Here is a 13,147-nt window from a genome sequence, read left to right on the forward strand (position 1 = left end):
GTGCTACCTGTCTACGCCGCCGGTCAGTCTTTTTCCCGAGATTACGAAAAAGCGCGGAGCAATACAACACGGCAATGCCAGGGCACAGAGCAATAGCCGACTACTCAAGGACCAGCGGCACGGCTTCCGCCTGCAGACCGCGACGCAGCGGCTGCAGCTGCTGTTCGTAACGCCGCCAGCGTCCGACAGATCGCGTGTGCGCCGCCTCGCGGACCTGGACTACGCTGGCGGTGGTCACTGCCGAGCTCTGGCGATGGAAATCGAGGCAGGCATCGTCCCAGGGCAGCCCCAGGAAGTGCATCAGCTCTCGCGCCTGCGGCTCCGGATCACCGACGACCTGTTCATAGGTAATGTCGTGAAAACGCCCGCCAAAGCGCGATCGCCACTGTGCCATGAGCCGGTAGTAGCGTGCGTGATGACGCGCCATCTCATCCTGGCGGTAGGAGTGCGGATAGGCGTCGGCAAACAGCTGCTTGAAGCTGGCAAAACAGGCATCCATAGGGTCGCGGCGAACATGCACGATCCGGGCTCCCGGCAGCGCCGCCAGAATCAGCGGCAGATAGCGATAATTCACCGGCAGCTTGTCGACAAAGCGCGGCAGGTGCCCGCGCAGCTTGCGCGTGGTGCTCATGTAGGCCTCGCCCAGCCTGCGCACGTCGATATCGCCGGCACGCTGCACCAGTTCCGCACTGTTGCGCCGGGTACCGGTCCAGTTGAGCAGGCGGCGCAGCGAGCCATCGAACTGACGCAGTTCGCCGGCGGAGTGCACCTGTGGGTGCGCGCTGATGATGCGTTCGATCAGCGTGGTGCCGGTGCGCGGCTGCCCGACCACGAAAATCGGTGCCCCGGTGGGGTGACCGTCGGGACGCGATGCCAGCCACTCCGCCGTGAAGGTCTGCTCCAGTGCCGCAAACATGTCGCGCTCCGCGGCCTCATCGTACGCCAGGCTCCGGCGGCGCGCCTCTGCCCCCCGGGCAAAGGCGGCAAACGCGCCAGACCAGTCCTCAAGATCCTCGAGTTCCTTGCCCAGCGCATAGTTGAGATAGGCCTGCTCCAGCGGTGAGCGCGCGCCCTCCTGCAGCAGCGCCTGCAGCTGGTCGACGTGCTCACTGTCACGGGCACGCGCCAGGCCCGACAACAGCCAGTGCGCATTGGCATTGTCCGGACTGACCTCGAGCGCCTGAGCCAGGGTGCTCCGCGCCGCGGCAAACTCCCCCAGGAACATCTGATTGTTGGCCCGATTGAGCAGAAAGCGGAGATTCCGCGGCTGCTGCTCCAGCGCCCGCGACAGCCATTGCGACGCCTCTGTCGGGTCGCCGAGCAGGGTGTGGACCGCGGCGATGGTGTCCTGCACCACAGGATTGCCGTCCTGGTGCGCTACTGCCTGCGCCAGGGCGTCATCCGCACGATTGACATGTCCCAAGCGCATGAACAGCCGCGCCAGCTGTGCCCAGGCCGCGCCGTGCTCCGGCTGCAGCCGGGTCACCGAGCCAAAGGCCTGCACCGCCATGCGTATGTTGTCTGTCTCGGCGGCGATCAGACCGACAAGAAAATGGCCCTCGACGAGATCGGACCTGGCCGTGAGCAGTCGCCGACAGCAGTCCGATGCGCCGGCAAAATCCCGTCGCGACAGGCGCGCGTAACCCTCGCGCAGGGTATCGCGCATCCACGGCTGCACTGCTGCTGTGCCTTCCTGTCGCATTCGCACTCCCGGTCATTGCTACGCCGGCGTCAAACCGGCATGTTAGCCTCTGTTTCTTCAGCCGTCAGCCGTTCCGCCATGCGCCTCACCGCTCTCGACAGTCGCCGCACCTGCCTCCTCGCTCTTTGCGTGCTCGGGCCTTTACTTGCCTGGATGGGGGTGCTCGACGGGCTCTCGGAGCAGAGCGTGGACAGCGCACTGCTCGCCACCGGCGCCGCGTATGCCAGCGCCAGGGGGATCAATGCACTGGTCTCCGTGATGCAGGGCACGGAAGTGCATGCGGTCATGCTGACGGTAGCGGCAGGTGAAGTGCTCGACCCGATTAATGATCTGATAGAGCGGATTTCCACGCTGTTCCTGTTCGCCCTGGGATCGCTGGCGCTGCAGAAGACTCTGCTGCTGCTGGCCGCAGAACGGGCGTTCAACCTGCTGCTGACGGTTGCCGCAATCGTTTCCGCGATCACGCTGCTGCAGCCGCGTCGCAATGGCGTCGCGACCAATCTCGTGCTGCGCCTGTTTCTGGTAACGCTGTTCCTGCGCTTTGCCCTGGGCGTGAGTGCGCTGGCGAGCGGCTGGATTGACGCGGCTTTCCTCGCCGAGCGGGATAAGCGCCAGCGGGCGGCGATGGAGCACTTCCGCGGCGAACTCGCGGCCCTGGAGTCCGCCGATCCGGATCAGACCGGACAGGGCTGGCTGCAGCGTCTGCGCAACTCGGTGTCGCCCGCAGAAGTGCGCGCCCGCCTGAGCGCACTCGAGGCCCGCGTGGATGACTTCGCGGCCAGCGCCATGACGCTGGCCATGTCGCTCCTGCTCAAGAGCATTGTGCTGCCGCTGGCATTCCTCTACGCGGTTCTGGCGGGCAGCCGCGCGCTGCTAAAGGGACCACCGCAGCCGCGCTGAGCAAAGAACTGGGCAGAAGACGGACAGTCGCGGTCCGCGCGCCGAAAGCCTCTCGTATCAATCACAAGTGCAGACCATCGCGCTGAGCGGCCGACAGCCGGCCTGCTTTCATCCATGACAGAGAGGAATACCCATGAACCTGACTACCAGACTGATGACGTCCGTGGCCCTCGCGGCCAGCCTGTTCGCCGGTGGCGCCCAGGCAGATCAACAAGAAGGAGGCATGATGGGTGGCAAGCCCAGCATCGTCGAAATCGCGGTGGGCAATGATGATTTTTCAACGCTGGTTGCCGCGTTGAAGGCCGCCGGTCTTGTCGACGTGCTCTCCGGCGAGGGTCCGTTCACTGTCTTCGCACCGACCAATGCGGCCTTCGACAAGCTCCCCGAAGGTACCGTGGAGAGCCTGCTCAAGCCGGAAAACAAGCAGAAGCTGACCGACATCCTGACCTACCACGTCGTCTCCGGCAAGGTGTACGCGAGCGACGTGGTGGAGCTGAGTGAAGCTACCACCGTTCAGGGCAGCATGGTTGACATTACCGTGACCGACGACGGCGTCATGGTCGACAACGCCAATGTGGTGGCGACCGACATTGAGGCATCCAACGGCCTGATTCATGTCATCGACAGCGTCATTCTGCCGTAACGCCGGTTGCGTGCAGGCTGCTGCCGAGAGGGTGATCGCCATGCGATCGCCCTTTTTTTGTCGCTGCGTTATCAGTGCAACCGGGCGCGGGAAGACCGCAGCCTGGGCCGGTAGCGAGGATTGATAAAGGGCCACACATCCTCGATCCAGTCTGCCAGCGCCGCCCCCAGACGTTCCTGGGATCCCGAGGCAAGCTCACTGCTTCGCACCCAGTAACGAACCTCTGCATCAAAGGTACTGCTGTCACCAGGACTGACGTAAGCGCAGCCCAGCAGCACATCCTCCGACGCAGCCAGCACCGCGTAGGCAAAGGAGGTGCGGCGTTCGAATTCCTTCTGGTGCCAGGCCAGATCGATGCGATGCTGCTCAGTGGTCAGCCCCGCTGGCCAGCCACGACCGAACAGTCCCTGCAGATGCTCACTGCTGCTGACGATGGCGTCATAATCGGCAGCTGCGTGATCCAGCGTCAGAGCCTGAAGGCGGAATCCCGGTATCGCTACCTGTCTGGGCACCGCAAAATCCTGCGGCACGAAGGGTTTCAGTGGGGGCGCATGGGTCAGGGCAAGCAGGGTCAACACGGCATCTCCTTCTGTCGTGCAGTGAGTGTAGGGATTCGCTTCGGGGAATTCCCGCATTCCCGCTGGTGGCATGACCAAAGTTTGAACAGCTTCACACCCGATGGTCCGAACGCGGGCTGACGCGTACTAAAAGGATGACTTCACACATACGCACACCCGCTGGCTCGAACAGCGCCGCCGGCCAGGTGCCGGATCCCATAACCCTGGCCGCCTTCGGCAGCCTGGCTTTCCCGCTGGCTGCGGGCTTCATTGCGCTGCAGGTGGTGGTCCCCACGTTCTATGCCCAGGCCCTGGGCATGAGCCTGACCGCGGTCGGGGCGATACTGCTGATCGCACGACTCTGGGATCTGGTCACCGACCCTCTGGTGGGTTATCTGTCCGACTACACACCGGCCCACTGGGGACGCCGCAAGAGCTGGATCGTCGCCAGCGCACCACTGATCGCGGGCTCCGTGTGGCTGCTGTTCAACCCGCCAGCATCCGTCAGCAACAGCTACCTGGTGCTGACGGCCATGGCTGTCTATATCGCAGGCACCATGAACGTGGTACCCATGAACGCCTGGGGGGCGGAACTGTCTGCGAGCTACCACCAGCGCAGTCGTATCAGCGGTGCCCGGGTCATTTTCGGTCTGAGTGGCACACTGGCGGCACTGCTGCTCATTGACAACAGCAACAACGACACACTGCGCGACTCCCTCGCCGCCATCACCTGGCTGGTCATTGCCGGGCTTGCGGTGTCGGTGCCGCTGGCAGCCCTGCGGGTGCCCGACGCCGGTACTGCCGCCAACCGCGGCAACAGCATGCGCGGCGCCTGGGATCTCATGCGCACGCCATCGCCATTCCGGCGCCTGCTGCTGGCCTTCCTGGTAAACGGCGTTGCCAACGCCATTCCGGCCACGCTGTTTCTGCTCTACGTGACTCATGTCCTTGAGGAACCCGGCATTGCCGGCCCGATCCTGTTTCTGTATTTCCTCTGCAGCGCCATTTCCATTCCGGTCTGGGTTAGGGTCGCGCGCCGCCTGGGCAAGCACCGCACTTGGTGTCTTGCGGTTCTCGGCTCCTGTGTCTTTTTTGCCGGCGCACCCTTCCTTGGCAGCGGTGACACCCTGTACTACGTTCTGATTGTTGCCGGCACCGGTCTGATGATCGGCGCAGACCTCGCCCTGCCCAACGCGATCAATGGCGATCTGATCGAGTGGGACGACTGGCACAACAACAAACGCCGGCCCGGCCTTTTCTTCGCCCTCTGGGGAACGGCATCGAAGCTCGCCTTTGCGCTCGCCGTGGGCTTCATTTTCCCCTTACTCGACCTCGTGGGCTTCGACGCCAGCGGCGACAACAGCGACGGCATTGTCCGCACCCTGGCTATTCTGTACGCCGCACCGAGCATTGTTCTGAAGCTTTTCGCGGCCGCCATGATGCGCAATTTTCCCATTGACGAAGCCGAGCACCGACGACTGCGGGAGGCGCTGGCCGAGCGGGATGGCAGCGGGTGATGTAGTATGAACGCCGGACGCAGTCGAACCGCTTACGGGGTCAGTCGTGGAAGATACGCAACGCTTCACTGTCATGCACAGCGAAACCATCAAGGTACGGTTTCGCGACACCGATGCACAGGGACATCTGTATTTCGCCAACTACCTCGTGTACGCGGATGAGGCCTCCGGCGCCTTGATGAGCAGCCTCGGGTTCAACTGGATCGACCCGGCGCAGGCACCCTGCTTCGTCTTTACCGCGAACATCAACTGCGACTACCTGCACGAGTGCCGCATGGATGACATGGTGCGGGTCGATGTAGGTTACCAGCGCCTTGGCAACAGCAGCGCCACCCTGGGCTTTGACATGCACGAGCAGCGCAGCGGCACGCGGCTGGTGCGGGGTACCATCACGCAGGTCTTTGTCGACAAGACAAGCCGCAAACCCTGCGCCATTCCAGAGGCACTGCGCCGGCACCTGGTGGCCGCCTCACCGGCGCTGGCGTAGCCGACGGTGGACCAGAACCTGCTCTACATCCTGGCCGCGGTACTGGTGCTCGGGGTCGGTGCCCAGTGGCTGTCCTGGCGCCTGAAACAGCCGTCGATCCTGGCCCTGCTCATCCTCGGCATTGTCGCCGGCCCGGTCACCGGACTGCTGCGCCCCGACGAACAGTTCGGTGATCTTCTCTTCCCCCTGGTGTCACTGGGTGTCGCGCTGGTGCTCTTTGAGGGCGGCATGACGCTCAACTTCCGCGACCTCCGCGGCCATGGCCGGGCGGTGACCAACCTCGTCAGCTGGGGCGCGCTGCTGAACTGGCTGCTCATGGCGCTGGGCTGCTGGTGGCTGGCTGGCTTCTCGCCGGAAATCGCCTTCCTGTTCGCCGCGCTGGTGGTGGTCACCGGCCCCACCGTGATCAATCCGCTGCTGCGCACAATGCGGGCGAAAGCGGACGTCAGCCAGGTGCTGCGCTGGGAAGGCATTCTGATCGACCCGGTGGGGGCGCTGCTGGCGGTCCTGGTCTTTCAGTACCTGGTGTCCGGCACCGACTCCTGGCAGGTATTTGCCGGCAGCATCGGCGTCGGCCTTGCCGCCGGTTTTGCCGGCGCCTTCACCCTGGGCTTCGTGCTGCGCCGCCACTGGGTCCCGGAATACCTGGTCAATGTGGTAACGCTGGCCTGGGTGGTGATGATGTTCGCCGGCAGCGATTTCGTCGCCCACGAGTCCGGCCTGCTCACGGTCACCGTCATGGGGATCTGGCTGGGCAACATGAAAGACGTGGGCGTCAGCGAAATACTGAGTTTCAAGGAAAGCCTGTCGATACTCATCATCTCCATGCTGTTCATCGTCCTCGGTGCCCGGGTGGATCCCATGGACATTCTCGCCACCGGCTGGAGCGGCGTGATTGTCCTGGCGGTGGTGCTGCTGGCCAGGCCGATCGTGGTCTGGGCCTCCACCCTTGGCGGCAGCTACAGCTGGCGACAGAAAGCGCTGCTCAGCTGGGTGGCACCGCGCGGCATTGTTGCCGCGGCGGTATCGTCGCTGTTTGCGCTGCGTCTGGCTGACGCCGGATACCCGGGCGCGACGGACCTGGTGGCCTATACCTTCCTGGTGATTATCGCAACGGTGGTCCTGCAAAGCCTCACGGCGCGCCTGGCCACGCGATGGCTCGGCCTTGCCGAGGCGGAGCCGAACGGTATGCTCATCGTAGGCGCCAACCCGGTGGCGCGTGCCGTCGGCCATGCCCTGCAGCAGCAGGGCTTCCGGGTGAAGCTGGCGGACACCTCCTACGAGGAAATCCGCAGCGCGCGAATGGCGGGGCTCGAGACCTACTACGGCGATCCCATCTCGTCCCACGCCGACCGCTACCTCGAGCTGGTCGGTATCGGCCGCCTGTTTGCCATGTCGCGGCGCCCGCGCTGGAATACCCTTGCCTGCATGAAATATCGCACGGAATTTGGCCCCACCCGCGTCTTCAGCCTGCGCAATGACGAGGACAGGGAGACCTCAGAGCGCGAGAAGCTCGCCGACGAATACCGAGTGCCGCGCCTGTTCCAGGACGACGTGACCTACCAGAAGCTGGCAAGCCTGCTGGCCCGTGGCGCTGAGGTAAAAACGATAAACCTGACGGACGAATTCGACGTGGCTGCCTACCGCGAGAAAAACGCCAGTAATCTCCTCCCGCTCTTCTCGATCGACGGCAACGGCAAGCTGCGCGTGCTCAACGAGGAGGCGCAGCCTGATGCCGCGACCAGTGGCAGGCTCGTGGCTCTGGTCTGGCCGATTGACGATCACCCGGTGGAGGAAACATGAATACGGTCATTGTCGGCGACGGCATCGCAACACCCTCGAAGATTGTCTGCGTGGGCCGCAACTATGCCCGCCATATCGAGGAGCTTGGCAACGCGGTGCCGGACAGCCCCGTGATCTTCCTGAAACCAAATTCCGCAATTGGCGGTGAGCTGCGCGCCAGTCTGCAGGGCGAGCCGCTGCATTACGAGGGCGAAATCGCCTTCATGGTCACTGGCGGTCGTCTGGCGGCGGTCGGCTTCGGCCTCGACCTCACGCGCCGCGAGCTGCAGTCGAGCCTGAAGTCCCGCGGCCTGCCCTGGGAAAGGGCCAAGGCGTTCGACGGCGCCGCGCTTTTCAGTCCCTTTATGCCCCTCTCCGTCGCTATCGAGTCGCTGGAAGTGCAGCTTTGCATTGACGGCACGGAGCGACAGCGCGGTCAGGCCTCCCTGATGCTGTACTCTCCGGCAATCATCCTTGAAACGCTGTCGAGCTTCATGACCCTCGAGGACGGCGACATCATCATGACCGGCACGCCCGAGGGGGTCGGACCGGTAACACCGGGTGCAGACTTCCATGGCCGCATTCTTGCCGACGGCGTGGTGCAGGCGGAGGGGCGCTGGCGCGCCCTTGTGGGGTCAGGTCCCGATGGGACCTGACCCCAGCAAAGGACTTCGGTGATGGATTGTACTGAGCGAGCAATTACAGTAGCGTTGAGGCAATCGTTCCGAGTTGCCTGCCATGCAAGCAATACTGAAACTGGATCTCGCGGGACAGCCCCGCGGCTGGATGAGTCTGCACGAAGCCATCACGGCTTACGCCCGCGGCGACGTGGTTTACGGCATCGGGGAGCCCCTGCCGCCGGTCTTCGGTGGCGTCCAGCGCTGCAGCGGCGAGCGCTCGCGCATGGACGTACAGCCCATTGTTGCCCTCGGCGGCCGTATCGTCTCCAATTTTTCGCCGCCGCTGTGCAACCGCACGCTGTTCCGTCGCGACGATCAGCGCTGTCTTTACTGCGGCAACCGTTTCCAGCGCAGCGAACTCACCCGCGACCATGTGCTTCCGGTGTCACGCGGCGGCGGGGATCGCTGGGAGAACGTGGTTGCCGCCTGCAAGCGCTGCAACTGGCAGAAAGACAACAAGACACCGGAGGAAGCCCACATGCCGCTGCTCGCCGTGCCGTTCCGGCCAAACCCCTATGAGTGGCACTTCCTGGCCAAGGAACGCATCCTCTCCGACCAGATGGAGTACCTGTCCCGACAGTTCAAGGCCGAGCGCGACTGGGCCCATTAAGCCTGCTGCCATCCTCAGTCGCTGTCGATTCCCGGGAATGATGCCCAGCGCATGAGTAACCGCTTCACCACACACCGCACCATCAGCCTGATCGGCATGCCCGGCGTTGGCAAGAGCACCGTCGGCGTGATTCTCGCCAAACTCTGCGGGCTGGGGTTCTGCGACACCGACCTTGCCATACAGCAACGCCGGGGGGCATCGCTCCAGGAAATTCTGGAGCAGCATGGCAACCAGGGATTTCGCCGGATCGAGCAGGAAGTCCTGCTGGATGTCGGCCTTGAGGACGCCGTGGTGTCCACCGGCGGCAGCGTGATCTTCAGTGACCCGGTAATGGATCGCCTGAAAGCCGCAGGGCCGGTAGTCTATCTGCGGGCAGACATCGCCACGCTGGAGCAGCGAGTGGCGGCCAATCCCTTGCGCGGCATCGCCAGAGAGGGCTCGCAGACCTACGCCGATGTGTATGCAGAGCGCTGTCCGATCTATGAGCACCACGCGGATGTCGTGGTGGACGCGGCGGACGGCAGCGCGGATCAGGTTGCAGCCGCTATCCACGACGCCCTCTCCTGATCCGGGGCTGAGGCCGGGCGTTACCGAACCTACCACGTGGCCCACCAGGCCTGTCCGTCGCGTCCGACAGCCAGAGCGGACACAGCAGGGGAATCCCGGATGGCGCGGAGCCGCCCGCCGGCGGCTTGCAACCCCAGGCGGCACGCAAATTGCTGTCCCTCGTTACGGTGGCCCGGCAGGCCGAGCGCTCATGGACGAGCACAGACAGGGACGTCACAGCGGCAAGGGAATCCAGGGACGGCACCGGGCCGCCCATCCATCAGCAATATTGATCGTATCGGCAATAAACTTTTGATTTACTCGGCGGGTAGCCTGCCCCATATTGCCGCGAAATCAGTCCGGGTAGATCATTGGGAGGTGATTCATGGGCGATCGCGAGCAACTGTCCTCCGCCGATGGCATGGACGACATGTACGAACCGGCACTGGGTGATGTCGAGGATGACACCCTGGAGACGCTGGCACCCTTCTCAACGGAAAAGCAGCGCCTGGCGGCCAAGCGACGTCGCGCCGAAAGGCGTCTGGAAGAGAGACGCCTGCGCGAGGAACTGGGCGATTACGAACTCGAGCTGGAGGATTACTGACCGGAGGTCGCATCCGGTCTGCGAGTGGGTCACGCGGCGTGGCTCACTAGATCCGCAGGCCGGAGAAACTCTCAGCCAGTCCCTCCAGTACGTCCCGCCGTACCGCACTGGCGTGCCACGCCATGTGCAGCTGACGTTCAAACACGGGTGCATCCGGCACCGGATGCAGCCCGCTGTCCACCAGTGCCCGCCGCTGGCTTTCCGGCAGGTAACAGGCGCCCCCCTGTTTCGTGATGTGGTCCCGAGCCACCTCGATCATGTTGGTCTGCAGCCGCGTCGCCGCGTGTTCACCGTAGCGCCGCGAGTGAAAGCGCGCGAAGGCCGTCCCCCAGTTCAGGTAAACGTAGTTCCCGGCCAGGGCACGCTGCAGGCTGTCGCGTCGACGCGAACTGTAGAGGCGCAGCGTAAGGTCGCCGACCGCGGCGCATTCCAGCTCGGGGACACCCGGCGGCTCGAACATCAGCGCGATGTCCGCAGTGCGGTCCAGAAGTATGCGGGCGATAACATCCGATTGCCGACTGTCCAGCCGCAGCAGCAGGTCCGGTTGCGCCGTCAGCAGGGCATCCAGCCTGTCCTGCAGCGCAGGCGTCCAGATACCGCTGCGCACCAGCAGATGGACAGGGTAAGCACCAGAGTCCTCAAGCGACATATCGCGGCGCGCCCGTGCCAGCGCCATCAGTACGGTCTCGGCGTGGGGCACCAGTCGCTCGCCCTCACTGCTGAGGCGTATGTTGTTGCGCTCACGCACGAACAGCGTGACGCCCAGCGCCGCCTCGAGCTGGCGGATACGTGCACTGACAGCCGCCTGGGTCAGGAACAGATTGCTGGCGGCGCGTCCGAAGTGCCGCGTATTGCGCACTTCGAGAAAGGTTCGCAGAAGTTCGGTATCCAATGCCAGCGCCTACCGGGCCACGGCGTTCGATCGGTGCATGGGCGTCTCGCCCCGGGTCTCCTGCTGCCAGTCGAACACGTTGAGCTCGATGAAAATGAACGCAAACAGCCACAGGCTGGCGTCCCAGAAATCCAGAAAACTGCCTTTCACGCCCCAGTAAGCGGCGGCCATGAAAAGGATCGCGTAAATCCCCGACTTGAAGACCTGGGTGGTGCGCATAATGCGGTCTGACAGGTCCCTCCGCAGCTGCAGCCGGACCTCGACCTCGAGGATCACCACCACCAGTATCCAGGCACCGGCATTGATGACGTCGGTCCATGCCAGCCAGCGGGCCGACTGCAGTACCTCCGGGGAGGCCAGAACGGAAAAACCGCCGATCTGGAGGGCAGCGCTGCCAAGCGATGCGCAGTTCGCCGCATTCAGCGGCGTGTAGTGATCGAGCGTCACCAGCACCGACCATGTCTCGTCCAGCCGCTCACAGGGCAGCGCTCCGGCCAAGGGACTGACATCGTAGAGCGCCATCATCACTGAGCAGTAGCCGGTGAATGCGTAGACAATCGCGATGTAGCAGAGAATGCGCGCGCCGTGGAGACCATGCCGCACCCAGCCACGGATACGCTGGTCCTCGAGGACCGATGTCTCCAGCTCGAACAGCAGCAGCAGAAACACCCAGGCTGCGGTGTCGATGGTCGTGGAGAAAATCTGAACCAGCTCACCGGCGCCAAAACCATCCATGAAGGTGTGCTGCAGTGCGTTCAGCTCTTCTGCCAGAAACAGATAGACATTGACGATCAGCAGACTGTAAGTCAGGTACTTGACCCCCGCGTACAGCCTCGAACGCGTCAGCATGCGGACCCGCTACACCTGCAGCAGCAGGTGCTCGCGCTCCCAGGAGCTAATGACCTGGTTGAATTCCTCGAACTCGTCCAGCTTGACGGCGGTGTAGGCGCGCAGGAACAGGTCACCGAACAGGTCGCAAAGCTCCGGCGTCATGCGCAGGTTGCGCAGACCCTCCTCCAGCGTTCGCGCCACTTCAACATCATCCTCGTTGGCCGTGCCGCTGTGCGGCTCGGAGGGCTGCAGCTGTTTCTGCATGCCGAGCAGGCCACTGGCCAGACTCGCGGCAATGGCCAGGTAGGGGTTCGCATCGGCCCCGGGGAAGCGATTCTCCACCCGCGTTGCGGTCGGCTCGCTGTGCGGCACGCGAAACGCCGTGGTGCGGTTGTCAAAGCCCCAGTTCAGGTTGATCGGCGCGGCAATGTCCGGCGCCAGCCGGCGATAGGAATTGACGTTCGGGGCATACAGGCTGATCAGCTCCGGCGTGTAGCGCTGCAGGCCGGCGATGTAGCTCAGCAGCGTATCGGTGAACTTGCCGTTCTCGTCGGCGAACACGTTGCGACCGGTCTTGATGTCGATCAGGCTCTGGTGAATGTGCATCGCGCTGCCGGGCTCGATCTTCATCGGCTTGGCCATGAAGGTGGCATACATGTCGTGCTTGAAGGCGGTTTCACGCACCGTGCGCTTGAACACGAATACCTGATCGGCGAGGCTCATCGGGTCGCCGTGGCGGAAGTTGATTTCCATCTGCGCCGCGCCGTTCTCATGAATCAGCGTATCGACCTGCAGCTGCTGCGCGTCCGCATACTCATACATATCCTCGACGAAATCCTCGAACTCGGAAACCGCGTCAATGCTGTAGGACAGCCGCGCGGACTCGCGGCGGCCCGAGCGACCGATCGGGGGAATCAGCTCGATATCGGCGTCGGTATTGCGACTGACCAGGTAGAATTCCACCTCCGGCGCGATCACCGGCTTCAGGCCGAGTGCCGCGTAGGCGTCGAGCACCTTGCGCAGAATGGTGCGCGACGCCAGCGGGTGCAGCTTGCCATCCATGGTGTAGCAGTCGTGGATGAGCTGAGCGGTGGGTTCCCGCGCCCAGGGCACCACGCGCAGTGTGCTGACGTCCGGCTTCAGCAGCATGTCGGTATCTGTCGGCTCGACAAAATCCCAGTGCTCGTCGGAATACTCCCCGGTCACCGTCTGCACGAGAATGCTCTCCGGCAGCTTGGGGTAGGTGTCATTGAGAAACTGGTGGGCGGGAATGAACTTGCCGCGGGCGTTGCCGGTCAGATCGGGAACCAGCACCTCCACTTCCGATATCTGGTGTTCCTTGATCCAGTTCCTGATGATCTGTTTATCGTCTTCCATGGGGGGGTCCGACCGCGCA

At 63.7% G+C, this 13,147-nt stretch carries 14 protein-coding genes; 9 read left to right on the forward strand and 5 right to left on the reverse strand.

Features of this window, described 5'->3' with window-relative positions; genetic code table 11:
* Window positions 1–100: 100 nt before the first annotated feature.
* Window positions 101–1,702 carry a tetratricopeptide repeat-containing sulfotransferase family protein gene (locus tag EV688_RS06340; protein ID WP_117314969.1) on the reverse strand — a complete coding sequence of 534 codons (1,602 nt, stop codon included), beginning with the start codon at window positions 1,700–1,702 and terminating at the stop codon, window positions 101–103.
* Between the two features lie 39 nt (window positions 1,703–1,741).
* Between EV688_RS06340 and EV688_RS06345 the strand changes: the two genes are divergently transcribed.
* Window positions 1,742–2,602 carry a hypothetical protein gene (locus tag EV688_RS06345; protein WP_131917572.1) on the forward strand — a complete coding sequence of 287 codons (861 nt, stop codon included), beginning with the start codon at window positions 1,742–1,744 and terminating at the stop codon, window positions 2,600–2,602.
* A 133-nt stretch (window positions 2,603–2,735) separates the two neighbouring features.
* Window positions 2,736–3,245 carry a fasciclin domain-containing protein gene (locus EV688_RS06350; protein ID WP_240624217.1) on the forward strand — a complete coding sequence of 170 codons (510 nt, stop codon included), beginning with the start codon at window positions 2,736–2,738 and terminating at the stop codon, window positions 3,243–3,245.
* Between the two features lie 71 nt (window positions 3,246–3,316).
* On the opposite strand, the gene EV688_RS06355 is transcribed toward EV688_RS06350, so the two are convergent.
* Window positions 3,317–3,823 carry a GNAT family N-acetyltransferase gene (locus EV688_RS06355; RefSeq protein ID WP_131917574.1) on the reverse strand — a complete coding sequence of 169 codons (507 nt, stop codon included), beginning with the start codon at window positions 3,821–3,823 and terminating at the stop codon, window positions 3,317–3,319.
* Between the two features lie 134 nt (window positions 3,824–3,957).
* Here EV688_RS06355 and EV688_RS06360 point away from each other — a divergent pair, with 134 nt between their 5' ends.
* From EV688_RS06360 to EV688_RS06390, 7 genes are all read left to right on the forward strand, one after another.
* Window positions 3,958–5,319: an MFS transporter gene (locus EV688_RS06360; protein WP_117314975.1), complete on the forward strand. Its 1,362-nt coding sequence runs from the start codon at window positions 3,958–3,960 to the stop codon at window positions 5,317–5,319.
* A 46-nt stretch (window positions 5,320–5,365) separates the two neighbouring features.
* A complete protein-coding gene (locus EV688_RS06365; protein WP_240624218.1) occupies window positions 5,366–5,806 on the forward strand; it encodes an acyl-CoA thioesterase in 441 nt (146 codons plus the stop codon).
* Between the two features lie 6 nt (window positions 5,807–5,812).
* A complete protein-coding gene (locus EV688_RS06370) occupies window positions 5,813–7,609 on the forward strand; it encodes a cation:proton antiporter (protein ID WP_117314978.1) in 1,797 nt (598 codons plus the stop codon).
* A complete protein-coding gene (locus tag EV688_RS06375; protein ID WP_117314980.1) occupies window positions 7,606–8,244 on the forward strand; it encodes a fumarylacetoacetate hydrolase family protein in 639 nt (212 codons plus the stop codon). The genes EV688_RS06370 and EV688_RS06375 overlap by 4 nt, the downstream gene beginning before the upstream one ends.
* 82 nt (window positions 8,245–8,326) lie before the next feature.
* The gene (locus EV688_RS06380) at window positions 8,327–8,878 is read left to right on the forward strand and encodes an HNH endonuclease (protein WP_117314982.1); all 552 of its coding nucleotides are present in this window, start codon (window positions 8,327–8,329) and stop codon (window positions 8,876–8,878) included.
* A gap of 51 nt (window positions 8,879–8,929) precedes the next feature.
* On the forward strand, window positions 8,930–9,445 hold the full coding sequence (locus EV688_RS06385; RefSeq protein ID WP_117314984.1) for a shikimate kinase: 516 nt from the start codon (window positions 8,930–8,932) through the stop codon (window positions 9,443–9,445).
* Between the two features lie 364 nt (window positions 9,446–9,809).
* A complete protein-coding gene (locus EV688_RS06390) occupies window positions 9,810–10,028 on the forward strand; it encodes a PA3496 family putative envelope integrity protein (protein ID WP_117314986.1) in 219 nt (72 codons plus the stop codon).
* Between the two features lie 46 nt (window positions 10,029–10,074).
* Here EV688_RS06390 and EV688_RS06395 read toward each other — a convergent pair whose 3' ends face one another.
* Genes EV688_RS06395 through EV688_RS06405 form a run of 3 tightly spaced genes read right to left on the reverse strand, consistent with a single transcriptional unit; the run spans window position 10,075 to window position 13,128 of the window.
* Window positions 10,075–10,920 (reverse strand): LysR family transcriptional regulator, encoded by an 846-nt coding sequence (locus EV688_RS06395; RefSeq protein ID WP_117314988.1) that lies wholly within the window; start codon window positions 10,918–10,920, stop codon window positions 10,075–10,077.
* Window positions 10,921–10,929: 9 nt separating this feature from the next.
* Window positions 10,930–11,769, reverse strand: coding sequence for a hypothetical protein (locus tag EV688_RS06400; RefSeq protein WP_117314990.1), 840 nt, complete (start codon window positions 11,767–11,769; stop codon window positions 10,930–10,932).
* 9 nt (window positions 11,770–11,778) lie between these two features.
* On the reverse strand, window positions 11,779–13,128 hold the full coding sequence (locus EV688_RS06405) for a glutamine synthetase family protein (RefSeq protein WP_117314992.1): 1,350 nt from the start codon (window positions 13,126–13,128) through the stop codon (window positions 11,779–11,781).
* Window positions 13,129–13,147: the final 19 nt, after the last annotated feature.

It is taken from the genome of Chromatocurvus halotolerans (assembly GCF_004340525.1).
Taxonomy (GTDB): domain Bacteria; phylum Pseudomonadota; class Gammaproteobacteria; order Pseudomonadales; family Halieaceae; genus Chromatocurvus; species Chromatocurvus halotolerans.